General features: G+C 69.5%; 23 protein-coding genes. 6 read left to right on the top strand and 17 right to left on the bottom strand.

The window, feature by feature from the left end; all coding sequences use genetic code 11:
- Positions 1 to 114: 114 nt before the first annotated feature.
- The 3 genes from ACFC1K_RS07285 to ACFC1K_RS07275 form a co-directional block, all read right to left on the bottom strand.
- The gene (locus tag ACFC1K_RS07285) at positions 115 to 801 is read right to left on the bottom strand and encodes a DUF305 domain-containing protein (protein ID WP_375871047.1); all 687 of its coding nucleotides are present in this window, start codon (positions 799 to 801) and stop codon (positions 115 to 117) included.
- 95 nt (positions 802 to 896) lie between these two features.
- Positions 897 to 2,816, bottom strand: a complete 1,920-nt coding sequence (locus ACFC1K_RS07280; protein ID WP_375871046.1) for a hypothetical protein — start codon at positions 2,814 to 2,816, stop codon at positions 897 to 899.
- A gap of 17 nt (positions 2,817 to 2,833) precedes the next feature.
- Positions 2,834 to 3,676 (bottom strand): hypothetical protein, encoded by an 843-nt coding sequence (locus ACFC1K_RS07275; RefSeq protein ID WP_375871045.1) that lies wholly within the window; start codon positions 3,674 to 3,676, stop codon positions 2,834 to 2,836.
- A gap of 251 nt (positions 3,677 to 3,927) precedes the next feature.
- Between ACFC1K_RS07275 and ACFC1K_RS07270 the strand changes: the two genes are divergently transcribed.
- A complete protein-coding gene (locus ACFC1K_RS07270) occupies positions 3,928 to 5,367 on the top strand; it encodes an APC family permease (RefSeq protein WP_375871044.1) in 1,440 nt (479 codons plus the stop codon).
- Positions 5,364 to 6,110 (top strand): IclR family transcriptional regulator, encoded by a 747-nt coding sequence (locus ACFC1K_RS07265; RefSeq protein WP_375871043.1) that lies wholly within the window; start codon positions 5,364 to 5,366, stop codon positions 6,108 to 6,110. Before ACFC1K_RS07270 ends, ACFC1K_RS07265 begins: the two co-directional genes overlap by 4 nt.
- 195 nt (positions 6,111 to 6,305) lie before the next feature.
- On the opposite strand, the gene ACFC1K_RS07260 is transcribed toward ACFC1K_RS07265, so the two are convergent.
- Genes ACFC1K_RS07260 through ACFC1K_RS07250 form a run of 3 tightly spaced genes read right to left on the bottom strand, consistent with a single transcriptional unit; the run spans position 6,306 to position 9,698 of the window.
- The gene (locus tag ACFC1K_RS07260) at positions 6,306 to 6,944 is read right to left on the bottom strand and encodes a DUF305 domain-containing protein (RefSeq protein WP_375871042.1); all 639 of its coding nucleotides are present in this window, start codon (positions 6,942 to 6,944) and stop codon (positions 6,306 to 6,308) included.
- Between the two features lie 44 nt (positions 6,945 to 6,988).
- A complete protein-coding gene (locus ACFC1K_RS07255) occupies positions 6,989 to 9,028 on the bottom strand; it encodes a helicase HerA-like domain-containing protein (RefSeq protein WP_375871041.1) in 2,040 nt (679 codons plus the stop codon).
- Positions 9,029 to 9,032: 4 nt separating this feature from the next.
- The gene (locus tag ACFC1K_RS07250) at positions 9,033 to 9,698 is read right to left on the bottom strand and encodes a phosphatase PAP2 family protein (RefSeq protein WP_375871040.1); all 666 of its coding nucleotides are present in this window, start codon (positions 9,696 to 9,698) and stop codon (positions 9,033 to 9,035) included.
- A 195-nt stretch (positions 9,699 to 9,893) separates the two neighbouring features.
- On the opposite strand from ACFC1K_RS07250, the gene ACFC1K_RS07245 reads away from it, so the two are divergent.
- On the top strand, positions 9,894 to 10,391 hold the full coding sequence (locus ACFC1K_RS07245; protein WP_375871039.1) for a nitroreductase family deazaflavin-dependent oxidoreductase: 498 nt from the start codon (positions 9,894 to 9,896) through the stop codon (positions 10,389 to 10,391).
- A gap of 7 nt (positions 10,392 to 10,398) precedes the next feature.
- On the opposite strand, the gene ACFC1K_RS07240 is transcribed toward ACFC1K_RS07245, so the two are convergent.
- On the bottom strand, positions 10,399 to 11,754 hold the full coding sequence (locus ACFC1K_RS07240; protein ID WP_375871038.1) for a multidrug effflux MFS transporter: 1,356 nt from the start codon (positions 11,752 to 11,754) through the stop codon (positions 10,399 to 10,401).
- A 388-nt stretch (positions 11,755 to 12,142) separates the two neighbouring features.
- Here ACFC1K_RS07240 and ACFC1K_RS07235 point away from each other — a divergent pair, with 388 nt between their 5' ends.
- Entirely contained in the window at positions 12,143 to 12,853 is a 711-nt protein-coding gene (locus tag ACFC1K_RS07235) for a DUF3105 domain-containing protein (RefSeq protein ID WP_375871037.1), read from the top strand.
- Between the two features lie 8 nt (positions 12,854 to 12,861).
- The gene (locus tag ACFC1K_RS07230) at positions 12,862 to 13,536 is read left to right on the top strand and encodes a DUF305 domain-containing protein (protein WP_375871036.1); all 675 of its coding nucleotides are present in this window, start codon (positions 12,862 to 12,864) and stop codon (positions 13,534 to 13,536) included.
- Positions 13,537 to 13,620: 84 nt separating this feature from the next.
- Here the strand turns inward: ACFC1K_RS07230 and ACFC1K_RS07225 are convergent, their stop codons facing one another.
- From ACFC1K_RS07225 to ACFC1K_RS07215, 3 genes are all read right to left on the bottom strand, one after another.
- Positions 13,621 to 14,598, bottom strand: a complete 978-nt coding sequence (locus tag ACFC1K_RS07225) for a carbohydrate ABC transporter permease (RefSeq protein ID WP_375871035.1) — start codon at positions 14,596 to 14,598, stop codon at positions 13,621 to 13,623.
- Complete coding sequence (locus tag ACFC1K_RS07220) at positions 14,598 to 15,941, bottom strand: carbohydrate ABC transporter permease (RefSeq protein ID WP_375871034.1); 1,344 nt, start codon at positions 15,939 to 15,941, stop codon at positions 14,598 to 14,600. The genes ACFC1K_RS07225 and ACFC1K_RS07220 overlap by 1 nt, the downstream gene beginning before the upstream one ends.
- Before the next feature lie 93 nt (positions 15,942 to 16,034).
- On the bottom strand, positions 16,035 to 17,375 hold the full coding sequence (locus ACFC1K_RS07215; protein ID WP_375871033.1) for an ABC transporter substrate-binding protein: 1,341 nt from the start codon (positions 17,373 to 17,375) through the stop codon (positions 16,035 to 16,037).
- A 244-nt stretch (positions 17,376 to 17,619) separates the two neighbouring features.
- On the opposite strand from ACFC1K_RS07215, the gene ACFC1K_RS07210 reads away from it, so the two are divergent.
- Entirely contained in the window at positions 17,620 to 18,669 is a 1,050-nt protein-coding gene (locus ACFC1K_RS07210; protein WP_310285078.1) for a LacI family DNA-binding transcriptional regulator, read from the top strand.
- Positions 18,670 to 18,682: 13 nt separating this feature from the next.
- Here ACFC1K_RS07210 and ACFC1K_RS07205 read toward each other — a convergent pair whose 3' ends face one another.
- The 7 genes from ACFC1K_RS07205 to rplJ all read right to left on the bottom strand — a co-directional run bounded on the left by ACFC1K_RS07205 (position 18,683) and on the right by rplJ (position 26,322).
- On the bottom strand, positions 18,683 to 19,789 hold the full coding sequence (locus ACFC1K_RS07205) for a Gfo/Idh/MocA family protein (protein ID WP_375871032.1): 1,107 nt from the start codon (positions 19,787 to 19,789) through the stop codon (positions 18,683 to 18,685).
- Positions 19,786 to 21,642 (bottom strand): DUF6807 family protein, encoded by a 1,857-nt coding sequence (locus ACFC1K_RS07200; protein ID WP_310285082.1) that lies wholly within the window; start codon positions 21,640 to 21,642, stop codon positions 19,786 to 19,788. Before ACFC1K_RS07200 ends, ACFC1K_RS07205 begins: the two co-directional genes overlap by 4 nt.
- Before the next feature lie 180 nt (positions 21,643 to 21,822).
- Positions 21,823 to 23,160, bottom strand: coding sequence for an extracellular solute-binding protein (locus tag ACFC1K_RS07195; RefSeq protein WP_310285084.1), 1,338 nt, complete (start codon positions 23,158 to 23,160; stop codon positions 21,823 to 21,825).
- A 94-nt stretch (positions 23,161 to 23,254) separates the two neighbouring features.
- Positions 23,255 to 24,181 carry a carbohydrate ABC transporter permease gene (locus ACFC1K_RS07190; RefSeq protein WP_375871031.1) on the bottom strand — a complete coding sequence of 309 codons (927 nt, stop codon included), beginning with the start codon at positions 24,179 to 24,181 and terminating at the stop codon, positions 23,255 to 23,257.
- Positions 24,168 to 25,094, bottom strand: coding sequence for a sugar ABC transporter permease (locus ACFC1K_RS07185; RefSeq protein WP_310285087.1), 927 nt, complete (start codon positions 25,092 to 25,094; stop codon positions 24,168 to 24,170). The genes ACFC1K_RS07190 and ACFC1K_RS07185 overlap by 14 nt, the downstream gene beginning before the upstream one ends.
- Before the next feature lie 307 nt (positions 25,095 to 25,401).
- Positions 25,402 to 25,785, bottom strand: a complete 384-nt coding sequence (gene rplL, locus ACFC1K_RS07180) for a 50S ribosomal protein L7/L12 (RefSeq protein WP_310285089.1) — start codon at positions 25,783 to 25,785, stop codon at positions 25,402 to 25,404.
- Between the two features lie 48 nt (positions 25,786 to 25,833).
- Positions 25,834 to 26,322 (bottom strand): 50S ribosomal protein L10, encoded by a 489-nt coding sequence (gene rplJ / locus ACFC1K_RS07175; protein ID WP_375871030.1) that lies wholly within the window; start codon positions 26,320 to 26,322, stop codon positions 25,834 to 25,836.
- Positions 26,323 to 26,619: the final 297 nt, after the last annotated feature.

The following is a 26,619-nucleotide window of genomic DNA, read 5'->3' as shown; positions in this document are numbered from 1 at the left end:
TGCGGCCGCCCCGCGCGCCGCCGCCACGCTTCGACAGGTCAACCGCGGTCTCGCAGGATCCGACCCGGCGCGAATCGCCTGTCGAAGCCCGGTTGACCTGTTGAGCGACCGAGATCACGGCACCTCGGCGAGCAGCGCCGTCATCGCGGCGATCTCGCGTTCCTGTTCGACGAGCACGTGCTTGCCGGAGTTCCGGACGAACGCGTTCGACCCCTCGCGGACGGCGCTCTCGGCCATCTCGAGCGCGCCGACGTGGTGCGCGATCATCAGCTCGAGGAACATCCGGTCGGCGGCGGCCCCGTCGGCCGCGGCCAGCGCGGCCAGCTGCTCGGCGGTCGCCATGCCCTTCATCTCCGCGTGCGCGTGGTCACCGCAGCCGGTCGGGATCGCACCGGCGGTGGCCGGGGCACCGCCGTGACCCTGGTGGCCGACGGCCGCGCCCTCGGCGGGGATGGCGCCGCGCCACGCGGTCTGCCACGCACGCATCGTGTCGATCTCAGCGGTCTGGTCCGCGACGATGAACTCGGCGAGCGCGCGTGTGCGCTCGCGCACGCCGGCGGCCTCGAGCACCAGGCCGCTCAACTCGAGCGCCTGCTCGTGGTGGGGAATCATCCCCTCGATGTAGCAGTGATCCTCGAGCGTCGGGTAGGCGGAGGTCGCGGCATCCGTCATCGCTCCCGAGGCTGCCGCCTGCGGAGCCGAGTCCTTCGGCGTCGTCAGCCCGAGCGCGACCGCGGTGCCGCCGACGATCACGGTCGACAAGGCCAGCACGACGCCGAGTGCGGCGATGCGGTTGCGCATCAGTTGTCCTTTTCTGTCGGATGCCTCGTCCCCGGCGAGCTGCGCCGAGGAAGGGTCCCGCGGGACGGCGCCGGGCGCCGCCCCGCGGGAGCGGGTCAGGCGTGAGCCTTCAGGCTCTGCTGACGCCGCAGGTACCACGAGGTGCCGGCGAGGCCCGCGCCGGCGACCAGGAGCATGAGCCCCGAGAGCGCCCAGCGGTTCGCATCGGTGCCTGTGGCGGCGAGAGCGCCGAACACCGCCGCGGGCGACGCGGACGCCACCGTGAACGTGCCCTGCGCCACCGCCGACGAGGTCTGCCCGGTCAGCACGAGGGTGTGCTCCCCGGCCGGCGTGGCCGACGGGACGACGAACTGCGCGGTCACGACACCCTCACTGTCGGCGACGAACGTGCCGACGTTGACGGGGTCGGAGTGCAGCACGGCGCTCACCGTCTCGCCAGGGGTGAATCCGCTCGCCGTGGCCGTCTGCGCGGCCCCCGGAGCGACCTCGCCCGAGCCGAACGTCACGGGGGCGGCGGCCGGCGTAGCCCCGTTCCCGTTCCCGTTCCCGTTCCCGTTCCCGTTGCCGTTCCCGTTCCCGTTCCCGTTGCCGTTCCCGTTGCCGTTGCCGTTGCCGTTGCCCGGCGTCGTCGGCGTCGCGGTCGGGGTGGGCTCACCCGTCGGCTCGGTCGTCGGCGTGGGCGTGGGCGACGCCGTCGGCGTCGGGGTGATGTTGGGGTTCGGAACGCCCCGCATGTCGCCGTTGACCCACTTGCGGCCCTCGGGGATGTTGGGGTTCTGCGCGGCGAAGTCACGCGGGTAGAGGGTGAAGCCCTGCCAGTGGATCGGCATGGGGCTCTGGTCCTCGTCGCGGTTGATGTGGTGGAAGCCGACGTTCACCCACGCCACCGGGTCCTCGAGCGACTCGCCGTCGGCGATGTAGTCGGTGACCATCTGGCCCGCCTTCGACGGGATGAGGTTGTGGCTCGCGTGCACCTCGTCCGACTTCGCCGACGTGAACGCGATGTCGAAGTCGGTCTCGGGGTTGAGGTTGTAGGCCTGGTCGCGCGGCACGATGATCTCGTACGAGCGCGCGTGGCCGTCCGCGTTGAGGCTCTCCGGGTTCACGACCCGGTACGCCTCGCGGTTCGCGCCCATCGTCTTGGTCTCGTTCGTGACCTGGGTGAGCTGCGTCTCGAGGATCGCGGTGTGGCCGGTGTCGCCCGTCGTGCCGTACTCGCCCGTCGGGGTGGTGGCGAACTTCTCGACGACCTGGTTCGCGCCCGAGTCGATGCCGAAGTCCACGCGCCAGAAGGCCGAGTGGTAGTGGTTGACGGCGAAGTCCTCCTGGCCCGGCGCGATCGGCCAGCCCTGGTTGACGACGTTCACGTAGTCGTTGGGCGACAGGTCGCCGGTCGCGCCGAGGCGCACCGAGATCTCGCCGTCATCGTGGAACCGGTACTCGGTCTGGTACTCGTACCAGCCGATGCGCGACACCGTGTGCAGCACGAGGTCGGTTCCCTGCGCCGCGTAGAGCGCGTCGCGCGCGATGTTCGAGCGGTACGCGAGGCCCGAGTCCTCCTCGCCGATGCAGAGCGCGGGGATCGCGCCGCGGGTCGCGTCGACCCAGGCGTTGAAGACCTCGCCGACCGGGCAGTCGACCGCCTCGATCGCCTGCAGGCGACGGCCACCCACCTGGTAGGTGGTGACGTCGTTGTACTCGGTGGCTCCGGTGTCGTAGGGCACGTTGAGCTGGGCGAGCGCGATCGAGTCGAGCACGAGGATCGGCGCCGCGTCGTCGCGCGGCTGGTACGCGATCTTGTCGAGCACGAGGCCGCGGTAGGTGTCGAGGCGCCAGCACATCTGCCAGCTCGAGCCGGACTCCAGTGTCTCCGAGACGAGGGATTCGCCGGAGCAGGATGCCTCGGTGACGGTCTGCGCGGATGCCGCGGCCGGCGCCGACAGCACGAGGCCGCCCGCGAGGAGGGCCATCGCGGTGCCCGCGCCGAGAAGCCGGCGGAGGGACGTTCGTTTCATCGGGAGTGTCTCCATGGTCATGAGATGGACAGGACGGCGCGCGTCGACAGGTTGACGACGTACGTGCTGGTGGTGAGGAAGGCACCGCCGTCGACCTGGGCGAGCACCTGCACGCACCGGTCGATGCCGCACGATTCGGCGCCGAAGGATCCGGCATCCGTCACGAACGAGTGGGCGGTGAGGAGCACCTCGGCGGATGCCGGGGTCAGGACGGAGCCGCCGGTGAGGGCGGCGAACTCGTCGACCACGGGCTGCGCCGAGTCGTCGTCGAGCAGCAGCTCCCACGCGAACGAGGTCTCGGCGTCGGTCGGCGCGGGCTGCGTGCCCGACGCACGGTCGACCGATTCGATCGCGCCGTTGGTGACGTTGACGATCATGCTGACCAACTCGTTGGTGGCGTAGTCGTAGTACAGCGAGAGCAGCCGGCGGTGCCCGTCCGAGTACGCCTGCGGGTCGGCGACGTCGGTCGAGAGGAACTGCAGGCCGGGCTCGCCGAACAGGTCCTTGCCCGCGGCGAACGCGGCGTCCTGGGCGCCGAGGAAGCGCACGTACTCGACCTCGGCGCCGGTGAGCCCGTCGTACGCGGCGGCGACGGTGGTCGGCTTCGGAACCTCCGTCGCCTTCTCGGGGGCGTCCTCGTCGGTGCTGTCTGCGGCGATGGGGGTGGACGCCGGCGATTCAGGAGACGAGGTCGCCTGCACGGCGGTCTGCGTCGCGAACACCAGCGCGACAGCCGCGGCGGTCGCGGCGAGCGCCGAGCCGATGCCCAGCGTGCGGGGAGTGAGGAAGCGGCCCCGCCTCGAGGGCCGCGGGTCCGAGGGCGGCGAGTCCCCCTCGGTGGAGAGCTGTTGTTCGGTCACAAGAGTCCTTTCGACGGCGATGACGCGGCTCGCACCCGCATCGAGGCCGATTCTTGGACGCCGCCGTTTCCCGATGATTCGGGGCCGCGAACGCCGGGCGAAAACTTCGTGAGACGAGGCCGCGCGATCGACGTCCTTCGTTCCCACGGCTCGTCACGAGGCCGAAACATGCCCCGTCGTTCCCGGCAACGCGCAGCCGGTAGCGTCACGGCCAGCCGCACGGCGGCGAGCGTCGGAAGCGAGGAGGTCGCGTGAGCAGTGCACTCGCGGACGCGATCGAGCGGGCTCGCCCGCGCAACGACCTCGGCGCCAGCTCGCCGTTCGCCGGTCTCCGCCGACGCCATGCCCACACGATCGATGTGGTCGCGCAGTCCGTGGCCGCCACCGCTCCCGCCGGCGTGCTCCTGATCCATCCCGCCGCCGCCTTCGCACGCAGCGGCTCCTTCGCCTTCCTCGACATCGCGATCACGATCACCCTCGTGGTGGGCGTGGGGCTCGTGATCGGCATGTTCGCGCGACGCATCGCGAGTACGGGGTCCCTCTACACGTTCGCGGTGCGGGGGCTCGGATCGCACGCCGGTCTCATCGCCGGCGCCGCGCTGGGCATCGGCTACGTCGCCGTGGCGATGAACACGCTGGCCTCCGGGTCGACGCGACTGGCGAACATCCTGAGTGGAGGCGACGCTCCCCCGTGGCTTGTGATCGCCCTCATCGCCGGCTTCGGGGCGGTCATCGCCTTCATCGTCGCGCGAGGGCTGCGCATGTCGACACGCGTGCTGCTGGCGCTCGAGTCGATCGCGGTCGTGACGGTGCTCGGCCTCTCCATCGCCGCGCTCAGCCTCACCCGCTGGGACGTCGGTCTGCTCATCCCCCGCGCCCCGGACGTGTCGCTCGAGGCGATCATCACCGGCGTCGCCTTCGCCCTCATCGGCTTCGTGGGATTCGAGAGCGGTGCCGCGCTCGGCCCCGAGACCCGTCGCCCGTTCGCCGCCGTCCCCCGCGCGATCATGGTGAGCGTCGGAGCCACGGGGCTCGTGATGCTCGTCGGCACCGCGGCTCAGCTGTCGATCGTCGCGGAGCGGCCGGGTGCAGCATCCCTCGCCTCCGTCACGGGACTCGCGACCCTCATCGACGTGATCGTGGCGATCTCGTTCCTCGCGTGCGCGCTCGCGATGACCAACGCCGCGACGCGCTTGGTCTTCGCGATGAGCCGCGAGGGGCTGATGCCCGCGGTGTTCGGACGTGTGTCGCGGCGCGGGGTGCCGGCGATCGGCGGTGTGCTTCTCGCCGCTGTGGTCACGCTGGTGCCCGTTGCCATCCTCGCGTGGGGCGGCAGCAGGCAGGACATGCGCATCGTCACCTCACCGGCGTCGATCCTCGGCTTCGTGCTCGCATACGCGCTCGTGTGCGCGGCGGCTCCGGCGTTCCTCGCGCGGATCGGCGAGCTGACCGTTCGGGCGGTCCTGCTCAGCGTCGTGCCGCTCGCGGGTCTGCTGTGTGTGCTGGGCTTCTACCTCGCCGCGACCCTGCGCGACAATCCGGCGGGCCTGTTGTGGTCCGTGGGAATCCTCGCCGCGGTCGTGGTCGCCGGGTCGGTCCGACTGGCGCGGCATCCCCGTGTCGCCGCGAGAGTCGGCGTGCACGACTGGCCCACCGACGCCGACTGCATCGACGGGCCGGCGCGGACGTGAGCGGCGCGGGCCTCGCGGACGACACCCGCCTGCCGGAGAAGGGTCTGGGCCTGGCCCTCGAGATCCTCGAGCAGGTCGCGCGTGACGACCGCGGCGCCTCGGCGGCCGAGATCGCCCGTGCCGTCGGCGCGCCCCGCGCGACGGTCTACCGCGTGGTCAACTCCCTCGTGCGCGACGAGTACCTCGTGCGCCGCGGCGACTTCTCGGGGTTCCTCCTCGGCACGCGCGTGCTGGAACTCGCCGCGATCGTGGGCGCGCGCACCCGGCCGGAGCACGCCGCCGTGGTGGCGCGGCTGCGGGACGACACCGGCGAGGCCGTGCACCTGTTCGCCTTCCACCGTTCAGGACTGATGGTCCTCGACGAGGACGAGTCCCAGCCGCTGTCGGACCTCGAAGCCCTCCTCGCCGACCCCACGCGCTCGGCGATCGGTCATCTCTGGCTCGTCTCGCACCCGGACCGCCGGCTGCCGCAGGCGCCGAACTGGCGCGTCGCCCCGCCGGCGGACGAGGTGCGCGCGATCCACGAGGCGTACGCCGTGCGCGGGTACACCGAGCAGGTCGCCCTGCTGACCTCCGATCGGGGCTGCCTCGCGGTGCCGATCCACGACGACGCGGCCCGCCCGGTCGGGGCGGTGACGCTCTCGACCTCGATCTCGCGCCTCTCCGTGGCGGCCCGCCACGTCGGCGCGCTGCGTGACGCCGCGCGTGCGCTGGCTCCCCTCGGCTCGCTGAGCGGCTGGTGACGCTCCGCCCGCATCACATCCCTCGCCGCTCTCAGCGCCTGGAACTCCGTCCCCTCCTCCTCTTCAACAGGTCAACCGGGCTTCCGCCGGACCGGAGCGCGCTTCCCGATCCGGCGGAAGCCCGGTTGACCTGTCGAAGGAGGGGGATGTGGATGCTGCGACCGCGGCATCCGTCAACGCCGGCGAGGTCGCGGGTCAGGGCAGGGCGTCGAGGATCCCCTGCAGCGTCTCCTGGTCGGCTTCGGCCTGCTTCAGCACCTCTTCGGCCGATTCCGCCACCGCCGGATTCGGATCGCCCTCGAGGATGAGCGTGACCAGCGCGATCATGCCCGCGTTCTGCGCCTGGAGGATCTCGGCGAACCGCCGCTCTGCATCGGGGTGCTGCGCGTCGACGAACCCCTGGAGCGTGCTCCACGACGGCATGCCGGGCATCTGCGCGTGGTCGGCACCGTGGCCGCCGCACGGGCCGTCCGTCGGCGGCTCGGCCGGACGCGCGTCCGCCCAGGAGAGGTACCACGCGCGCAGGTCGTCGAGCTCGTCCTCGTTGCGTTCGGTGATCCCGGTCGCGAACCCCAGCGCCCCGGCGTCGATGCCTTGCTTGCGCAGCAACGTGTCCGCGAGTTCCTGCTCCTTGACGCGGTAGTAGATCATCGCCTCGACGTAGCAGTAGTCGTCGGCCGTCACCGGGGCCGCGGGCGACGCCGAAGGCGACGCGGACGCCGAGGGTGCGGCAGACGTGTTCCCGGCCGTCGCGGCGATCGCGAGCCACACACCGACCGCTGCCGTCGCCAGGGCGAGGGTCAGCAGGGCGACGAGAACCACTCTGCGGCGCACGCGAGACCTCCGGATCGGGAGCGACCCGCCGGGGTCGGGATGCGTCAGCGCTTGCCGGTGCCGAAGATCCCGCGGATCACCCCACCCAGTATCGTCTGGGTCGACTTCGAGTTGAGAATCTGCTCGATCGGCGACTTCTGCGAGGACCGCGACGTGCGCGTGGTGCCGGCGGTCTTCTTGAGCAGGCGCTCGTACTCCTGCTGCGCCTTCTTCTCGGCCGCGGCGCTCGCCTTGTCGGCCGCGGCCTGCTGCTTGTCGATCGCCGCTTTCTGCTTCGCGTACTCGGCGTCGGCCTTCGCCTTCGCGAGTGCCGCGTCCTCGGCGGCGGCCGCGTCGTCGGCGGCCTGCATCTTCTTCGCGAGGATCTCGCGCGCCGACTCTCGGTCGATCGCCGTGCCGTATTTGGCCAGCAGCGGCGACGCGTTCACAGCCGCGACGATCGCCGGCTCCGGCGTCGGCGACATGAGGCCCTGCGGCGCGCGCAGCCGCGTCCAGGCCACCGGGGTCGGCGCGCCCTTCTCGCTCATCACGGTGACGATGGCCTCGCCCGTGCCGAGCTCCTGCAGCACGCGCTCGAGGTCGTAGCCCGACTTCGGATAGGTGCCGACCGTCGCGCGCAGCGCCTTGGCATCGTCGGGGGTGAAGGCACGCAGCGCGTGCTGCACGCGCGAGCCGAGCTGACCGAGCACGTCGGAAGGCACGTCCTTCGGGGTCTGCGTCACGAAGAAGACGCCGACGCCCTTCGAGCGGATGAGGCGCACCGTCTGCACGATCGCCGCGAGGAAGTCCTTCGAGGCGTCCTTGAACAGCAGGTGCGCCTCGTCGAAGAAGAAGACGAGCTTCGGCTTGTCGGCATCCCCCACCTCGGGAAGGATCTCGAACAGCTCCGCCAGCAGGTACATCAGGAAGGTCGAGAACAGCGCCGGCTTGTCGATGACGCCCGGCACCTCGAGCAGGCTGATGACGCCGCGGCCGTCGGGCGCCGTGCGGATGAAATCGGCCACGTCGAACTCGGGCTCGCCGAAGAACACGTCGGCTCCAGCATCCGCGAAGGTGATGAGCTCGCGCAGGATCACACCGGCGGTCGCCGCCGACAGTCCGCCGAGCTCCTTGAGCTCGGCCTTCCCCTCGTCGCCGGTGAGGTGCGTGAGCACGGCGCGGAGGTCCGACAGGTCGACGAGCGCCAGGCCGTTCGCGTCGGCGTAGTGGAAGACGAGCCCGAGGCTCGACTCCTGCGTGTCGTTGAGTCCGAGCACCTTGCTGAGAAGCAGCGGACCGAAGCCCGACACCGTCGCCCGCACCGGCACGCCCTTGCCCACACCGCCCAGTGCGAAGTACTCGGTGACGGATGCCTCGGGCTTCCAGTCCTGACCGATCGCCCGGGTGCGTGCGAGCAGCTTCTCACTCGGCTCCCCCGGCGTCGCGACCCCCGACAGGTCGCCCTTGATGTCGGCGGCGAACACGGGCACGCCCTTCGCCGCGAGCTGTTCGGCGAGCCCCTGCAGGGTGCGCGTCTTGCCCGTGCCGGTCGCACCCGCGACGAGCCCGTGGCGATTCATCATCGGCAGCGGGATGCGGATCTGCGCCGAGGGAACAGGGTCCCCGTTGAGAAGGGCGCCCAGATCGAGCGTCGCGGTGCCGGCGTCGAAGGTGTACCCGGCGGTGACCTTCTCGACCTCCGGTGCGGCGAGAGGGCCGTCTTGCGTCGGCTGCGTGGCTGGTTCGCTCGGATTCTGTTCCCGCTTGGTCGAGTCCGAGGCGGGCGCTCCCGCGGGCCCCTGGGCCTGCGAACCCGCCGCCCCCTGCGTCCTCGATTGAGGATCTGCGCCGAGTTGAGGAGCAGTTCCGCCCGAAGCCTCCGCAATTCGGCTCTCGTCCTCAGATGAGGATGCCGTGGGCGCGGGTGCGGCGGTGGCCTTGGCCTTCGCGGCGGCGGCCTCGGCGGCGGCGAGCGCGGCCTTGGCCTGGGCAGCCTTCAGCTGGGCCTCGGCGGCCTCGGCCTCGGCGCGAAGTCGCGCGAGCTCCGCCTCGGCGGCGGCGACGGCCGGATCGGACGCGGGCGAATCGGGCACGGCGGAGGTCATGCGCTCAGCCTAGCGACGGGCGTTTCGCCGAGGCATCCATCCCCTCCCGCGCCATCGGAACGGCGAACGCCGCCGCCACGAGCAGCGCCGCGCCCGCGCCGAGGAGCGCTCCGCCGACGGTGTCGCTCAGCCAGTGCGCATGCAGATAGGTGCGGCTGAAGGCCATGAGCACGACCCACGCGGCACCGACGACGCCCACCCAGACGCGCGGGAAGATGACCACCGCAGCGACCGCGATCGTGGCGGCGTTGGCCACATGCCCCGACGGGTATGAACCGTAGTCCGAGATGACGAGGATGTCTTCGGGGCGCACGCGGCCGAAGAGGTGCTTCAGCACCTGCACCCCCGCCGCCGACACCGCCTCGGCGGCGAGGAAGTACGCGGCCGCCCACGGCCGCCGCAGCACGACGAGCGCGATCGCCCCGCCGATCGGCACCGCGAGGACGCCGACCCACCCTCCGCCCAGGAAGTCCATGACGTGTGAGAACCCGGTCAGGGCCGGATGCCACAGCTCGGCCACGAACAGATTCCACGCCGTGTCGATGGCGAAGGGCTCGTCGCCGCGCGCCAAGATCCACCAGCCCAGCAGACACGAGAGCACGACCAGGGTCGATCCCACCGCGAGGTAGGCGATGACCGGCGTGGCCACGCGCCGCTGGACTGTCGTCATCGCCCCATTCTGCCCGGAGGGCTCGTCCCCGCCACCCCCTTGCGGACCCGGCGCGCCGTATGGCACCACCCCCAGCGCGCCGCCGGGACCGGTCCAACGGAGCCGCCGATTCACGCGGGACCGCACGAACGCACGGGGTTCGAACGCAGCCCGGTGCTATCGTGCGGTCTCATCGGCGAGCGCGAGGAGGTCCGGGTGGCATCGGTCGTCGACGTGGTGCGCAGGCTCATCGCGCCGCTCACCCGCACGAGGGTGTTCCGCCGCGTGATCGGGCCGACATTCCTGCCGCCGGTCGAGCGCTTCGTCGCCTGGGTGTCGCACGGACGCGTGCAGGTGAGCGCGCTGCTGGTGCCGTCGCTCGTGCTGCACACCGTCGGCGCGAAGTCCGGCGAGCCGCGGGACGTACCCCTCATGTACACGCCCGACGGGGGCGGCCGCGCGATCGTGGCCGGCACCAACTTCGCCGGAGCCCACCACCCGGCGTGGACCGCCAACCTGATCGCCCATCCCGACGCCGCGATCACGGTGCGCGGGCGGCGCATGCCGGTCCGCGCCACGCCGGTGCCGGACGCCGAGCGCGACGCGGTGTGGGCGCGTATCGAGGCCCAGTGGCCCGGCTACCGCAACTACGAGCGGGAGTCCGGGCGCACCGTCCGCCTCTTCCGCCTGCAGCCTGTGCGGCCGCCGGCCTGACGCAGACTCAGGGCGCGAGGCGCTCCACGGTGCGCGGGCGCACGATGAACCACAGCGCCAGTACGCCGATGACGGCGCACCCGACCATGACCGCGGCCATCGTCGTGGCGGTGATGCCGGCGTCCTTCGCGATCCAGCCCACCAGCGGCGAGATGAGGCCGGCGACGCCGAAGTTCGTCGCGCCGATGATCGACTGCGCGGTGCCCGCGGCCTTGCCGTGGCGGTCGAGCGCGAGCACCTGCACGCAGGGGAACGTGAATCCGCACGCGGTCATGAAGACGAAGAGCGGAACGATCGTGCCCCACAGGCCCAGGCCGAGCTGGTCGGTGACGATGATGGCGGATGCTGCGACCACGAGCACCGCGGTCGACCAGGCCATGACCCACTGCGGGCCGAACCGCGCTGCCAGCCGCGACGCCGCCTGCACACCCACGACGACGCCCAGCGAGTTGACGGCGAACATGAGCCCGTACTGCTGCGCGGAGAGGCCGTAGCTCAGCTGGAAGAGGAACGACGAGCTCGACAGGTACGAGAACAGGCCCGAGAAGGTCATGCCGCCGATGATGAGCACGCCGATGAAGACTCGGTCACTGAAGACGCTCCGGTAGCGCTGCCAGACGGTCGTCGCGCCCTTGTCGTGGCGACGCGCGGGCGGCAGCGTCTCGGGAAGCAGGAAGATCGAGGCGACGAGCATGACCGCGCCGTATACCGCGAGCACGACGAAGATGCCACGCCACGGCATGACCGCGAGGAGCGCCGAGCCGACGAGCGGCGCGAGCACCGGCGCGACACCCGACACGAGCGCGAGTCGCGAGAGCATGACCACCAGGCGGCGCCCACCGAACAGGTCGCGGACGATCGCGGCGGCGACGACACCGCCGGCCGCGGCGCCGGCGCCCTGGAGCACGCGGGCCACCGACAGCAGCTCGAGCGTGGGCGCGAGCGCTGCCCCGACACTGGCCACCACGTGCAGCGCGGTCACCGACAGCAGCGGGATGCGCCGGCCGACCTTGTCGCTCAGCGGGCCGACGATGAGCTGTCCCAGGGCGAAGCCGATCATCGTGCCCGTGAGGGTCAGCTGGATCATGGCGGCCGTGGTCTGGAAGTCCGCCTCGAGCACCGGGAACGCCGGCAGGTAGAGGTCGATCGTGAACGGGCCGAGCGCGGTGAGCGCGCCCAGCAGCACGATGTACAGGACGCGGCGGCGGTGCGGGATCGAGTCGCCCGGGTGGAGGACGATCGGCGCGGTGGCCGGGTTGCTGCCGAGCGTGCGGATGGCACCCGTGGACGTCGGCTGGGGCTTCGGCGCGGCGGGGAGGTGGGCTTCGGGCTTCTGCGTGGGGATGGAGGCGGTGTCGAGCAACAGTGGACTTCGTTTCGTGGCAAGGGGTTCGACGGGGCGGCGGACGAGGCGGAACGGCGTCGACACCGGCTGAGCCGGTCTGGGCGCGCAGGGAGGAACGGACCGAGATGACGCGGGTCGTCCGGCACTGCCGATCGGCACCGGGGCCCGCACGATCGACTCTGAAGGTCGAATCGATTCGAGTACCCATGATAACGGATGCCTCCGCCCCGCCCGCAAGCGGTATCCCGCGGCTGCGCCGGCCCTCGGCCGGCAGCACCGCTGTCGGCTCCTTCCCAGGGGGCCGACTCATGCACTCGCATAGGATGAGGACAACCCGTCAGCCGCCTCCGAGCGGTTCGCGCCGGGCGCCCAGACCCCTGTTCATCGATTGGCAGAGATCACGAGCATGACCCCGACCCCCGACGACAAGCGCCAGAGCGGCAATCCCGCGACCCAGGCCAAGATCGACCTCACGGTCAAGCAGCAGCGCGAGCAGAAGCGCCAGGAGAAGCTCGCCGAGTACCAGAAGCAGCTTGCGAAGCGCAAGCGCGGCAAGCTCGTGTGGTGGATCGTCGGCTCGACCGCCGCCGTGCTCGTCGTCGCAGCGATCGTCGCCTCGATCGTCTTCGCGCCGGCCCCCGCCCCGTCGTACGCCCGCGGCGACAGCGACGGCATCGGCATCGAGGGCGTCGAGACCTTCACGAACACGGCGAACCACGTCGAGGGCGCGGTCGAGTACCCGCAGACTCCCCCGGCCGGCGGCGACCACAACGCCATGTGGCTCAACTGCGGCGTGTACACGGAGCCCGTCCCGAACGAGAACGCCGTTCACGCGCTCGAGCACGGTGCGGTGTGGGTCACGTACGACCCCGCGCAGGTGTCCGACGACGACATCGCGAAGCTCGAGGGCGAACTGCCCTCGACATACACGGTGCTCTCGCCGTACAACGACATGGACACCCCCATCGCCCTGAGCGCCTGGAACGCCCAGCTCAAGGTCGACTCGGCGGACGACGAGCGCATCGAGGAGTTCATCAAGGCGTACTGGAAGAGCACCAACGCCCCCGAGCCGAACGCCGCCTGCACCGGCGCGTACGACGCTCCCGGCAAGAAGTAGGTCGCGGCGTGTCGGACGAGCCCTCGGCGGGAAGCTCCCGGCGATGGTTCGTCGTCGCCGTCGCGCTCATCCTCATCGCGGGCCTCGCGTTCGCGGTGGGGCGCTTCTCCACGTTCGGCTCGCAGGCGGCTGCGTCCAGTCCCGGAACCGACTCGCCTGAGGCCGGGTTCTCGCGAGACATGCAGGTGCATCACGCACAGGCGATCGAGATGGCGATGGAGATCTATCGCAAGACCGACGACGACGAGCTCCGCGTGCTGTCATACGACATCGCCACCGGTCAGGCCGGCCAGCGCGGCGAGATGTTCGACTGGCTCGTGCAGTGGGGGCTCCCCCAGTCCGGCGGGCCGATGATGCAGTGGATGGATGCCTCGGACGCGGGCCACGCGCACGGCGGCTCGTCCGCAGAGCCCATGACCGACGACGAGGCCCACGCGGCGATGGGGATGGCGTCGGCCGACGAGATCGCCGCGCTGCGGGCGGCGACGGGTGTTGCGGCGGACTGCCAGTTCCTCACGCTCATGATCCGCCACCACGAGGGCGCGATCCCGATGGCGGAGGCTCTCCTCGAGCTCGGCACCGACCCGCGCGCCCTGGAGGTCGCCACCGCGATCAAGAACGGCCAGACCGCCGAGATCGACGCGATGGAATCGATCCAGACCCGCCTCGGCTGCACCGGCTGACGTAAAAAGCGAGAACAGCACCAGAAACGGATGCCGCGAACCTGCGTGAGACGCAGGCCCGCGGCATCCGTTATCTGTGGTCGATCAGCCCTTCGTCGCGCCGGCCATGAGTCCGCGCACGAAGAACCGCTGCAGCGCGAGGAACACGATGATCGGCACGAGCAGCACGAGGAACGCACCCGCCGACACCAAGAACCACTGATTGCCCCACGTGCCTGACAGGGAGTTCAGTGTCTGGGTCATCGGCAGAGATGTCGTGGGGGCGAAGATCGTGGCGACGAGCAGGTCGTTCCACACCCAGATGAACTCGAGGATCGCGAACGACGCGAGCGCCGGCGTCGCGAGCGGCAGGATGATCCGGAAGAAGATCTGCCCATGCCCCGCCCCGTCGACACGAGCCGCCTCGATGACATCCGACGGGATCTCGGAGATGAAGTTGTGCAGCAGGAAGATCGCCAGCGGCATCGCGAAGATGACATGCGCGATCCACACCGTCGCGAAGCTGTGGTCCACGTCCCGCATCTCCAGGCCGGGGAAGATCTGGACCTCGCCGATCTGGAGTCCACGCGAGAACAGGCTCAGCAACGGCACGAGCGCCATCTGGATCGGGACGATCTGGAGCGCGAACACTGCGACGAACAGGAACCCCCGACCCTTGAAGTCCATCCACGCGAACGCGTACGCGGCCAGCGATGCGACCGCCAGCGCGAAGATCGTGACGGGGATGGTGATCGCGAGCGAGTTGAGGAAGGACTCGCCGAGAGTCAGCGCGGTCCCACCCGACGTCAGCGCGGCTTGGTAATTGCCCAGGACGAAATCGGGATTGGTGAACACCGTCCACCAGCCCGTCGTCGCGGAGTCGGCGCCAGGGCGGAACGACGTGATGAGCAGACCCAGCGTCGGGATCGTCCACAGGAACGCGATCGCGATCGCGAGCACAGTGGCCAAGGGCGAGGTCAGCCGCTTGTGGGCGAGCGCCTCGTTGCGACGTGTCTCGCGCGCGACCTTGCGCGCATCGGCCTTGCTGATCTGCGGCGGCGTCTTCGAGTCGACGGCGGTCATCACCGCACCTCTCTCTGCTTGCGGAGCTGCATGACGTTGTAAATGATGAGCGGCGTCACGAACACGAAGATCAGGACGGCGAGCGCGGCCGCGTGCCCATAGCTCTGGAACCGCTGCTGTTGATTCACCATCTCGAAGCCCAGCACCGTCGAATTCGATCGGCCACCCGTCATCACCGCGACGATGTCGTACAGCTTGAGCGCTGCGATGGTCACCGTGGTGAGGACGACGATGATCGACGTGCGGATGCCGGGCACGGTGACGTTGATGAAGCGCTGCCATGCCGACGTGCCGTCGAGCTGGGCCGCTTCGAGCTGCTCGACCGGGACGGCCTTCATCGCCGCCGAGAGGACGACCATCGCGAACCCGGTCTGCGCCCACACGAACGCGAACAGCAGGCAGAACGTGTTCACCAGCGGCCAGGTGTCGAGCCACCGCACCGGCTCGCCGCCGAAGGCCACCACGATCGCGTTGAGGATGCCGATCTGCTCGCCCTGACGGTAGTCGTACACGAACTTCCAGATCAGGCTGATGCTCACCGGAGCGATCGCGAACGGCATGAACACCAGCACCTTCAGAAGCCGCTCACCGCGCGCCCGCTCCATGAACGCCGCATAGGCCAGCCCGACGATCGTCGCGAAGATCGGAGCGAAGATCGCCCAGATCAGCGTGTTGATGATCGACCAGAATCCCTGCGGATTCGTGAACGCCCACACGTAGTTCTCCATGCCGACGAAGTTCTCGCCGGTCTTGTCGTAGAACGACTGGACGATCGTCGCGATGCTCGGGTAGACGAGCCCCACGAGAATCGCGATGGCCGCCGGCGCCATGAACAACGTCAGCTGGTACATGTAGCCGGCGCCCTGACTCGCTCGGTAGTCGGCCCAGAAGAGCAGGCCGCCCGCGACGAGGGCGATGGCGATCACGTAGATCACGGCGCCCTGGTAGGGCCGCAGCAGCATGAACGCGAGGAACGGGATCGCGAAGCACGAGATGAGCCGCAGCCAGAAGTAGCCCCTTCCGGCGCGCGGCGCGTACTCGATCAGGACGAGGAGGATGCCGACCACCGCAGCGAAGATCACCAGGATGATGGGGATCTGGACGATCGGCCCCATGTTGCCGATCCACTGGAAGAACGAGTTGTACGAGAACCCGAGCGAGACCGGCCGTGCGTCCGGGTTCGGGGGGCTGAGCAGGAGGAATACGATCAGAGCCGCGATCAGGATGAGCCCGATCGTGACCCCGAGCCTCGTCGTTGTCCGTGACGGAGGCTTCCTTCCTCCGCGTTCCGGCGGCGGCGTCCCCTGCGCCTCATCGGCCGCCGATGTTGTGGTCTGAGACATGTTCTGCCTTCCCCCGTCGACGTCGACGGATGAATCACCCCGGTGCCGGGTCCGCGCCGCGAACGCGCAGACCCGGCACCAGGATGCGGTGGATCAGTCCTGATACCCCGCCTGGATGTCTTCCAGCACCTGCGGCGTCGGCTTGCCGTCGATCCAGTCGACCATGCCGCGCCAGAACGAACCCGAACCGACGGTCGCCGGCATCAGGTCGGAGGCGTCGAACCGGAACACGGTGTTCGGGTCCTGCACGATCTTCATCGCCTCGGTGAGGAACTCGCTCGATGCCAGCGTCGGGTCGGCGCCCGTGTTGGCCGAGATCGCACCGCCGAGCTTCACGCGGGCGTCGGCGAACTCCGGCGTCGACATGAACTCGAGCACCGCCTGGGTGGCCGCGTCATCCGAGAACGCCGTCACCAGCTCGCCGCCACCTTCGACCGCGAGCTCGCCCGCCTCCGGGCCAGGAAGGATGAACGCGTAGACGTCGCCGTCAGGCGCGACCGTCGGGGTCTGCCCGTCCGCCGTCTGCGCGGTGAGGAAGTTCGCCGTCAGGAACGACGCCTGGTGGGTCAGCGCACACGTGCCGTTGGCCACGGCCGCGGCGATCGGGTCGCCGAACGCCGTCGAGTTGATGCTCTTGACGTCGCCGAATCCGGCGTTGACGTAGTCGGGGTTGAGCAGGATCTCGCCGACGGAGTCGAACGCCGCCTCGATGTCGGGGTCGGTGAACGGTGTGTCGCCGTCTGCCCAGCTGTCATAGACGTCCGGTCCGGCCTGCCGCAGGACGAGGTCCTCGACCCAGTCCGTGCCCGGCCAGCCCGAGGCAGCCTCCGAAGAGAATCCCGCGCACCACGGCGTGGTACCCGTCTTCTCGCGGATCGTGTCGGTCAGCGTGATGAGCTCGTCCCAGGTCGTCGGGATCTCGACACCCCACTCCGCGAAGCTCTTGGGCGAGTAGTAGACGTAGCCCTTCAGGTTCGCGAGCATGGGCGCCGCGTAGAACGTGTCGTCGACCGTGCCGATCTTCTTCCACGTCTCGGACCAGTACTGGTCGACGTTGGCCTCGACGTCGGCGGGGGCCTTCTTCACCTCCCCGGTGTCGACCAGCGAGCGGAAGAGGCCCGGCTGGGGAACGATGGCGATGTCGGGAGCGGAGCCGCCCGCCACCTTGGTGACGATGTTGCCCTCGAATCCCTTGTCACCGGTGTAGTTGACGGTGATGCCGGTGTCTTTCTCGAACTGCTCGAAGGTCTTCTGGAGGTTCTCCGCCTCCGAGCCGGTGATGCCGCCGGCGATCTCGACAGTCTCTCCTTCGACCGAGCCGCTGTCGCCGCTGTCGCCGCCGCCCTCGGCGCATCCGGCGAGTGCGAGTGCCGCGACGGCCGTCAGTCCCAGCGCGATGTAGCCGTGTCGACGACGTGATCGCAGTGCAGTCATGTGTCTGCCTCCTCTTTGAGTTCGCGGAGCCACGCCTCTCGGGCTCCACAGATGTGAGATCGGGAACCGATTCCATGCTCAAAATAGGGGATGCCGCCAGAGCGCACAATGACCCGGGGTCACAACTCGGTAAACACCGCTACCGGGACTGGTGCGAGGTACACGATCACGGCATGATGACCTCTGGAACCGGTTCCAGAATCCCGGGTGACGGCGGCGTCCCCGGGGGCGCGAGGAGGACCCGATGGCGGGCATCGCCGATGTTGCGCGGGCGGCAGGCGTCTCGAAGTCGACGGCCTCACGTGCTCTCACCGGCTCGGGGTACGTCTCCGCCGCCACTCGCCAGCGGGTGAGGGATGCCGCGACCGCCCTGGGCTACGTTCCCACGACGAGCGCGGTGAGCCTGGTGACAGGACGCACCCAGACCGTCGGCGTCGTCATGCCGTCGCTGGACCGGTGGTTCTTCGCCCAGGTTCTCGAAGGCATCCAGGATGCGCTGCTCGAACGGCGGTACGACCTCGCCCTCTACGGCGCGCCGCCAGAGTCGGCCGCACGCCGCGAGATGTTCGAGCATTTCCTCGCCCGCAAGAGGTTCGACGGGCTGATCGCGGTCGGCATCGAACCCAGCGCGCGCGAGCTCGAGCGGCTCGTCGCCTTCGGCAAGCCGGTCGTCGCCGTCGGCGGCTACGACGTCGGCACCAATGCCGTCTCGATCGACGACGAGGCGGCCGCCCGGATCGCCACCGACCACCTCATCGGCCTGGGGCACCACGAGATCGTCTTCCTCGGTGGCGACCCCGACGGACGCCGCACCAGCTTCGGCGACGGCCGGCGCCTGGACGGCTATCTCTCCGCGATGCGCGAGGCCGGGTTCGAGGCATCCGCTCGCCATGTCCAGTCCGAGGTGACGATGCCCGGCGGGTACGGCGCGGCCGTCGAACTGCTCGGCGATCGTCGCACCCGGCCTTCCGCCATCGTCGGGGTGTGCGACGAGGTCGCGGTCGGCGCGATCATCGCCGCGCGACGGCTGGGGATCCGGGTTCCGGAGCGGCTCAGCGTGGTCGGCATCGACGACCACGCCTACGCAGACATGTTCTCGCTCACCACGCTGCAGCAGCGGCCGCACCAGCAGGGGCGCGCCGCCGTGCAACTGCTCATGTGGCAGCTCGACGACCCCGACGCCCCCACCCACCGCATGTACGAGTCGTCACCGCTCGTGGTGCGCAATTCCACCGCCCCGGTCGACGACGACGCGTCCGCGATCATCGGCGTGGGTCCGCTCGGCACCGGCTGAAGCCGACAGCGCGTCAGAGCAGGTCGAGGTCGCGGAAGGTGCGCGCCTCCCACGCCACACGCTCGACCGCTTCTTCGACGCCGATCACGGTGCGGAACGTCTCGCCGGCGGATGCCCCGACCCGTACCAGCTGCGGAGCGATCGGGGTTGCCGGCGGGCCGGTGACGATCTCCTCGAGCACGCGGGTGAAAGCACCCGTGCGTCCGAGCGGGGCGAGCAGGGCGTCCCCGTCGCGGACGTGGCGGACGAGGTTTTCGAGCAGGCCGGTGCGCTCGAACGCGTACGTGCGCGGCAGTGCCGCTCCGTCACGGTGGACGTGGAGCGTGTCGAGCGTGTAGACGTACACGAGGAAGCCGCGCGTGCCCCTGACGAGCACGTACGGCTCGTGACGTGTCGCGGCGGTCACCGCGAGACCGGCAGCCACCCGGGCTCCCCCGCGCAGTCCGACGACGAGCGAAGACGTGTCGTCGGTGGCGATGTCGTTCGCGCGCCGGAGGTCGGCGTCGATCCCGACGACGTCCTCGGGGGCCGCGGCGCCGGCGATCGCGAACGCCGTCGCGAGAGCGTGGGCCAGCGGGTTGGTCGCGACGCCGTCGGCGACCGGTCGCCCGTCGATGACGCGGTGCCCCGCCCACGGCGCGCGTCGCCAGTACTCCTCCGACCGCGACCAGAGCCCGACCGCGCCGTGGTGGAGCACCTCGCCGATGACCCCGGACGCCGCCGCGTCCGCCGTCGCCGCCACTCCGGCGCTGCCGAGCGACTGGAATCCCACCTGCACGGCGCGGGAGGCGGCATCCGTCGCACGGACCAGCGCGTGGTGGTCGGCGACCGATGCCACCGGCGGCTTCTCGAGCAGCACGTGGGCGCCGCGCGCGAGCGCGAGGCGCGCGAGGCCCGCATGGGTGGGGATCGGGGTGCTGAGCACGACGACGTCGAGATCGACGGCGTCGATCATCGCGACGGCGTCGGTGAACGCCCGTGTCGAGGAGGGGACGTCGCCGCCGCCCCGGGGGTCGGCGACGGCGACGAGTTCGAGGTCCGCAGCGCCCAGCACCGCGTCGACGTGGCCGCGCCCGTGGCCGTGGACGCCGGCGACGCCCACGCGAAGGCGCTCCGTCACAGGCCGGCCTCGGCACGCAGCGCGGGAAGCGCGGCTTCGACGGCCGCGGCGTCGGCGAGCTCTTCGTCGAGCACGTATGCCGTCAGCTCGAGGTCGAGCTCGCCGCCCTCGGGGATCGTCCGCGGCTCGTCCCAGGCCACCGAGGGGCCGGCGCCGAGATACTCGGCGAATCGGACGAACCACGGCAGCCGCTCGTCGCCCTGCGTCAGCACGACGGTGGTACCCCGCTCGGGGAAGGTGAAGGCGATCCACGGCGTCGCCGCCCCGTGCACGTCGCGTTCGCTGTCGCCGGCAGGGCTGAAGACCCGCGCGATCTCGGGGGCGAACCGCCAGAAGATGCCGCCATACCCGGCGCCGTCGCGCCCGTTCGTCGCCGGGGACCCGAAGGTGATCGCGTCGAGCGTCGCCTTGAGGTGGCTGCGCCACCGGAGCGCCCAGCCCTTCGCCAGCTCCGCGGAGCGGAGCTCCCGCACCTCGACGAGCTGCGTCGTGCCATGCTCGTCCACCCAGCTCAGCCGCTCGTCGAGCGCGTGCCCCTCGATGTGCAGGCGGTCCCGGCGCTGGCGTCCGTGGTTGGGGACCATGACCGACCCCTCGCCACGCACGTACGTGCGCCCGCCCCAGTACGAGGTGCCGTTGACGTCGGCGATGGCGAGGCTCACACCGAGGTGGTGAGGGTGGTCGGTCGGCTCGGTCACCGTGAGCGGCGTCCCGGTACGGGAGATCACCGCGTCGAGGTACGGGCGCGGCGACAGCACCGAGTCGACGTTCACGCCCTCCTCGTACTGGGCGACGACGGTGGATCCGAGCCGCAGGACAGGACGGGCCGGACCCACCCAGCCGCTGGCGTGGGACGCCGGGCCGGAGCTCCGGCGCGCCACGAGGACAGGGCGGTAGAACAGGGGGTGGTCGGCGCTCTCGCCGTCCAGTGCTTGACGCATGCGATTCCAAGCCTGCCGCCCGATCTCGATCCGCGGGACCGACATGGTCGTCAGCGGAGGGGCGGCGAAACGAGACTGCGGGATGTCGTCGATCCCGACGATGGAGAGTTGTTCGGGCACCTCCACGCCGACCTCGCGCAGGCGGGACATGAGCCCGAGCGCGACGAGGTCGTTGAAGGCGATGGCGGCGGTGGCACCGGTCTCGAGGACGGCGTCGGCGGCGTCGTAGCCCGCTTCCATGCTCGATCCCGCCGCAATGGTGAGGAACTCGAGGTCGGGGTGGTCCCGCGCCAGCTCCCCCAGTCCCAGGGCCCGCTGCTCGTTCGCGTAGCTGAGGGCCGGACCCGCGACGTAGGCGATGCGGCGGTGGCCGAAGCCGCGCAGGTGCATCCCCAGCTCCTTGACGGCCGTGGCGTAGTCGACCGACAGCTGCGCCGCCGCGGTGTCGTCGACGCGGCGGTTCACCACCACGACCGGCGTGGTGCGCTGGATGAGGTCGCGGAGCTCGGCATCCGGCATCCGTGGCGACACCAGCACCAGCGCATCGCACTTGCTCCGCGCCTCGCTCGCGATGTCGGCCTCGACGCCGACCGCCTCGGCACTGTCGGCGACCAGCACGCGGTAGCCGTCGCGCGCCGCGGCGACGGTGAGTCCCTTCAGCACGCCCTGGAACATCGGATTCTCGAGGTCGGGAACCAGCAGCGCGATGGTGTGACTGCTCCCCCGCACGAGACTGCGCGCCGCCTCGCTCGGCGAATAGTTCAGCGCGGCCACCGCGCGGTTGACCTTCGCGACGATGGCGGGATCGACGGTGGCGACGCCGTTGAGGACGCGCGACACGGATGCCTGCGACACACCCGCATACTGTGCGACCTGCGCCATCGTGATCGGGCGCGACGTGACCTCGCTCAAGGAATCCCCCTCCTCTCTCAATCTTGGGCGCCGACGGGCGCGGTGGGGCGCATTCGACCGCACGACTTCCGTCATCGCGGCGCGCCCGCCCGGGACCGGACCCCTCATCACTTCGGTCCGGCCCCGGACAGTCCTGGGGACGACGGGGTTCGCGCGCTCGGCGTCGCGACCCCGCGTCGGCTAGATGGCCGCGTCGTCGAGCGCCTGCTGGAGCTCCGCGATGAAGCTCGCGGCCGCGTCCTCGGGCGTCACTTCACCGAACAGCACGCGCTGCGTGTGCTGGTCGATGATCGTCTCGATCGCACCGCCGCCCGGCGGGGTCGCCGGCGGCGCGTCGCCGACGCGCGGCGCGATCTTGTCGAGGAAGTCGACGACCTCCTGGTTGACCTCGTCGAGCTTCGGGGTGATGTACGCGCGGATCTTGTCGTTGGCGGGCACGCCGCGCTCGGCGAGCAGCAGGTCCGCCGCGTCCTCGCTGTTGGCGAGGAAGTCGAGGAACAGTGCGACCTCGGCAGGGTGCTCGGTCTTGGCCGACGCCGACCAGAACATCGAGGGCTTGTAGTAAGCGGCGGCGTCTTCGCCCTCGTCCGGCGTCGGCACCATGAGCGGCACGAGGTTCTGGCCGCTCGCGTCGCGGAGGGCGGCGACCTGGTTCGACCACCACGGTCCGAAGGCGGACTGGTTGGTCGCTGTGAACGACTCCGCGAGTCCGGCCGACTCGCGCTCGATCGTCGCGGAGGGCACGGGCGTGCCGCCGGCCTCGGTCACGTCGAGCAGGTTCTGCCACCAGGCGGCGAGCGTCTTCTCGCTCGCGGTCACCTCGGGTGATCCGTCGTCGGCGTACAGCGACTCGCCGTGCTGACGCAGCCAGTTGTTGAGGCCGCCGTCCTCGAAGCCCCATGACTGCGAACCGACGACCGCGCCGCCGCTGGCGGCGGTCACCTCCTCGGCGACCTCGTTGAGGTCGTCCCACGACCACGTCTCGTCGTCGGGCAGCTCGATGCCGAGGCTGTCCAGCACATCCACGTTGGCCATGTAGGTGTAGGTGTTGATGCCCACCGGAACGCCGTACTGCGTGCCGTCGAGCGCGCCGGTGCCGAGCACGGAATCCGGGAAGTCGTCCGTCGGCAGCTGGTCGCCGAGGGTGCCGAGATCGAGCAGCACGCCATTGGCGGCGTACGTCGACAGCTGCTTCTCGTCCATCTGGATGATGTCGGGAGCATCGCCGGCGGCCACCGTGGTGGCGAGCTTGTCCCAGTAGCCGGCCCAGTCCGTGTACTGCGGTTCGATGGTGATGTTCTCGTGCTCGGCCTCGAAGGCCGCGATGAGCTCCTCCGTGATGCCGTGGCGGACGTCGTTGCCCCACCAGGTGAAGCTGAGCGTCACAGGCTCGTCGGACAGGGTCGGCCCGGTGGCGGGGGTCTCCGTCGAACCCGCGCACGCGGTCAGCGTCAGCATCGTCGCTGCGCCGACGGAGGTCAGCAGCAACCAGCGCGGTGCGGTTGTGGTGCGTCGCATGTCTTGCATCCTTTCGACCGAAGTCGGTGAGTGGTGTCGGTGCGGTGTGATGAGGGCGGGCCCGCGGCCCGCGAAGAGGTGCGTGACGCGAGCGTCACTTGATCCCGGTGGTCGCGATCCCCTTGATGAGGAACTTCTGACCGAACAGGAAGATCAGGAAGATCGGGATGAGCGATACGACGCTCATCGCGAACATCTGGGCGTAGTTGGTGGAGCTCTGCGCGTCCTCGAAGGACCGCAGCGCCAGGGGCACGGTGTACAGCTCGGGCTTGGTCAGGAAGATCAGCTGGGAGAAGAAGTCGTTCCAGGTCCAGATGAAGGTGAAGATCGCGGTCGTCGCCAGTGCGGGCACCATGAGCGGGAGGATGATCTGCAGGAAGATCCGGGGGTGGCCCGCCCCGTCGATCCGCGCCGCCTCATCGAGCTCCTTCGGGATGCCCCGGATGAACTGGACCATCAGGAAGATGAAGAACGCATCCGTGGCCAGCAGCTTCGGCACGATGAGCGGCAGGAACGTGTTGACCCAGCCCAGCTGGGAGAACAGCACGTACTGCGGAACGATGATGACGTGGATCGGGAGCATGATGCTCAGGAGCATCACCGCGAACCAGAACCGCTTGCCGCTGAACGACAGGCGGGCGAACGCGTAGGCCGCCATCGAGCACGACACCAGGTTGCCGACGATGCAGCCGATCACGATCAGCGCCGAGTTCCACATGTAGACGTTGAACGGATACGCGAGCGCGTTCCACCCGTCGGTGTAGTTCGAGACCTCGAAGCTGTCGGGGATGATGCTGGGATCGCGGAAGATCTCGTCGTTCGGCCGCAGCGAGCTGACGACCATCCAGATCACGGGGTAGAGCATCGCGAGCGCCAGGGCGATGAGCAGGACGTGTCGTACGACGCTCGCCATGGGCTTGCGGAACGGACTGCGCCGGCGGGCGAGCGGAGGGCGGCCGGTGACGATCGTCTCGGTCGCGAGCGGGGCCGTCGTGGCGGCGGCGTCGTCAATCTTGGTCATCGTAGAAAACCCAGAATCTCGAGGTCCAGAACATCAGGACGGTCAGAATGCCGATGATGACCAGCAGCAGCCACGCCATGGCCGACGCGTAGCCCATGTTGTAGTTCGTGAAGCCCTGCTGGTACAGGTACAGCGTGTAGAAGAGCGTGGAGTCGACCGGCCCGCCGGTGCCGCCCGAGACGATGTACGCCTGCGTGAACGACTGGAACGTGCCGATGAGCTGCAGCACGGCGTTGAAGAAGATGATCGGGGTGAGCAGCGGGATCGTGATGCGGAACAGCTGCTGCCGCCGGCTGGCGCCGTCGACGTCTGCCGCCTCGTAGTACATCGTCGGGATCTGACGGAGGCCCGCGAGGAAGATCACCATCGGCGAGCCGAAGGTCCACACGTTCAGGATCATGAGCGTGCCGAGCGCGGTGTCGGGGTTCGAGATCCACCCCTGCCCCTGGATGCCGAAGACCGCGAGCACCTGATTGACGAGGCCGTCGACACCGAAGATCTGGCGCCACAGGATCGCGATCGCGACGCTCGCTCCGAGCAGGGACGGCAGGTAGAACGCGGAGCGGTAGAACGCCAGCCCGCGCAGGCCACGGTCGAGCACGATCGCCAGGAACAGCGCGACGGCGAGCTGCAGCGGCAGCGACACGAACACATAAGTGAAGGTGACCTGGAGCGCCGAGTGGAGCCGCTCGTCCTCCCACATGCGGGCGTAGTTCTGGAGCCCGATCCACTTCGGCGCGCTGAGCAGGTTGTAGCGGGTGAACGAGAGGCCGAACGAGGCGACCATCGGCCCCATCGTGATGAGGATCAGCCCGACGAACCAGGGGGCGAGGAAGAGGTACGCGGCCTTGTTCTGCTTCTTGCCGTCGCTCTTCGCGGACTTGAGCTTGCCGAGCTCACCGATCGCGCTCATGCGGTGCCTCCGCGTGCGCGGCCCGGCGGCAGCGTTCTAGGGCGGTGCGTCGTCGTCACCGTATCCTCCGGTCTCGTCTTCGAGGGTGAGAATGCGCATTCTGGAATGCGCTTTCTCATTCTTGTCAGAACGGATGCGGAAGCGCAAGAGCTTCCGTGAAATCAACCGGATGTTGCGCCATAACCTCGAGAAAGGGGTTTCACAGAATGCGCAGTCTCAGGAGCGAGGACACGCCGGCGACACGACGAAGGCCCCGGATGCCGAGCATCCGGGGCCTTCGTGGAATCGCTGCAGAAGCAGCGCGGGATTACTTGAGGGTAACCGTCGCGCCGGCCTCTTCGAGAGCGGCCTTCGCCTTGTCGGCGGTCTCCTTGTTGGCGCCCTCGAGGACAGCCTTCGGAGCACCGTCGACGACGGCCTTGGCCTCGCCGAGGCCCAGCGAGGTGAGCTCGCGGACCGTCTTGATGACCTGGATCTTCTTGTCGCCGGCAGCCTCGAGAATGACGTCGAACGAGTCCTTCTCCTCGACCTCTTCGGCCGCGCCACCCGCGCCCGCAGCGCCGGCAACGGCGACGGGAGCAGCAGCGGTGACGTCGAACTTCTCCTCGAACGCCTTCACGAACTCGCTGAGCTCGACGAGGGTGAGGTCGGCGAACTGCTGAAGCAGTTCCTCAGTGGTGAGCTTCGCCATGATGTATCTCCTAGATAGATGGGGTTGTGAGAAAAGATCGCCGGTCGCTCACGCGGACTCGGCGGTCTCCAGCTTTTCGCGAAGCGCGTCGATGGTCGCGGCAGCCTTGCCCATCGTCGCCTTCATCATGCCCGCAGCCTTCGCCAGCAGAACCTCACGGCTCTCGAGCGAGGCGTACTTGTTGACCTCGTCGGCGCTGAGGGAGTTGCCCTCGAAAACGCCGCCCTTGATCACGAGAAGCGGGTTGGCCTTGGCGAAGTCACGCAGAGCCTTCGCGGTGGCGACGAAGTCGCCGTGCACGAACGCGATGGCCGACGGACCCTTGAGGTCCTCGTCCAGCGACGTGATCCCCGCGTTGTTCGCGGCGATCTTGGTCAGCGTGTTCTTCACCACGGCGTATTCCGCGTCCTGACGGATGCTGTTGCGCAGCTGCTTGAGCTGGGCAACCGTCAGACCGCGGTACTCGGTCAGCAGAACGGCGTTCGAGTCCTCGAAGTTCTTCGTGAGCTCGGCAACCGATGCGTCCTTCTGCGCCATGGTCACTCCTTGTGTGTGTGAGACGCTCCGCGGTGGCGGGGCGCCGGCCGGAGGCATCCGCTCATCTTCTCGTCACGGCAACAAAAAAGCTCCGGCGCAAGCGCACGGAGCGGGATTCCTGATCCAGGAGAATCGTTCGTGACACCTGCGCGGGCCTCTGCGTAAGCAGTGCTTCGATCTCGATGCGTTCGCACGCACGTCGATGACCGGCGGTCTTCGGCTTCATCCAGGGTAAGGGATGCCGCGCCCGCCGCCAAATCGAGACCGGGAGGCGTCCGCGAGCGTTGTGCTCAGACC

This window comes from Microbacterium sp. NPDC056057 (assembly GCF_042266945.1).
GTDB classification, from domain to species: Bacteria; Actinomycetota; Actinomycetes; order Actinomycetales; family Microbacteriaceae; genus Microbacterium; species Microbacterium trichothecenolyticum_C.
This window is presented reverse-complemented; position numbering and strand designations above follow the sequence as displayed.

Coding starts and splice junctions, on each gene's coding strand:
- rplL (WP_310285089.1), bottom strand. CDS start 25,785: ATGGCGAAGCTCACCACTGAGGAACTGCTTCAGCAGTTCGCCGACCTC.
- ACFC1K_RS07225 (WP_375871035.1), bottom strand. CDS start 14,598: ATGACCGCCGTCGACTCGAAGACGCCGCCGCAGATCAGCAAGGCCGAT.
- ACFC1K_RS07250 (WP_375871040.1), bottom strand. CDS start 9,698: ATGACGACAGTCCAGCGGCGCGTGGCCACGCCGGTCATCGCCTACCTC.
- ACFC1K_RS07285 (WP_375871047.1), bottom strand. CDS start 801: ATGCGCAACCGCATCGCCGCACTCGGCGTCGTGCTGGCCTTGTCGACC.
- ACFC1K_RS07220 (WP_375871034.1), bottom strand. CDS start 15,941: ATGTCTCAGACCACAACATCGGCGGCCGATGAGGCGCAGGGGACGCCG.
- rplJ (WP_375871030.1), bottom strand. CDS start 26,322: ATGGCGCAGAAGGACGCATCGGTTGCCGAGCTCACGAAGAACTTCGAG.
- ACFC1K_RS07255 (WP_375871041.1), bottom strand. CDS start 9,028: ATGACCTCCGCCGTGCCCGATTCGCCCGCGTCCGATCCGGCCGTCGCC.
- ACFC1K_RS07235 (WP_375871037.1), top strand. CDS start 12,143: ATGACCCCGACCCCCGACGACAAGCGCCAGAGCGGCAATCCCGCGACC.
- ACFC1K_RS07280 (WP_375871046.1), bottom strand. CDS start 2,816: ATGAAACGAACGTCCCTCCGCCGGCTTCTCGGCGCGGGCACCGCGATG.
- ACFC1K_RS07215 (WP_375871033.1), bottom strand. CDS start 17,375: ATGACTGCACTGCGATCACGTCGTCGACACGGCTACATCGCGCTGGGA.
- ACFC1K_RS07190 (WP_375871031.1), bottom strand. CDS start 24,181: ATGACCAAGATTGACGACGCCGCCGCCACGACGGCCCCGCTCGCGACC.
- ACFC1K_RS07195 (WP_310285084.1), bottom strand. CDS start 23,160: ATGCGACGCACCACAACCGCACCGCGCTGGTTGCTGCTGACCTCCGTC.
- ACFC1K_RS07185 (WP_310285087.1), bottom strand. CDS start 25,094: ATGAGCGCGATCGGTGAGCTCGGCAAGCTCAAGTCCGCGAAGAGCGAC.
- ACFC1K_RS07210 (WP_310285078.1), top strand. CDS start 17,620: ATGGCGGGCATCGCCGATGTTGCGCGGGCGGCAGGCGTCTCGAAGTCG.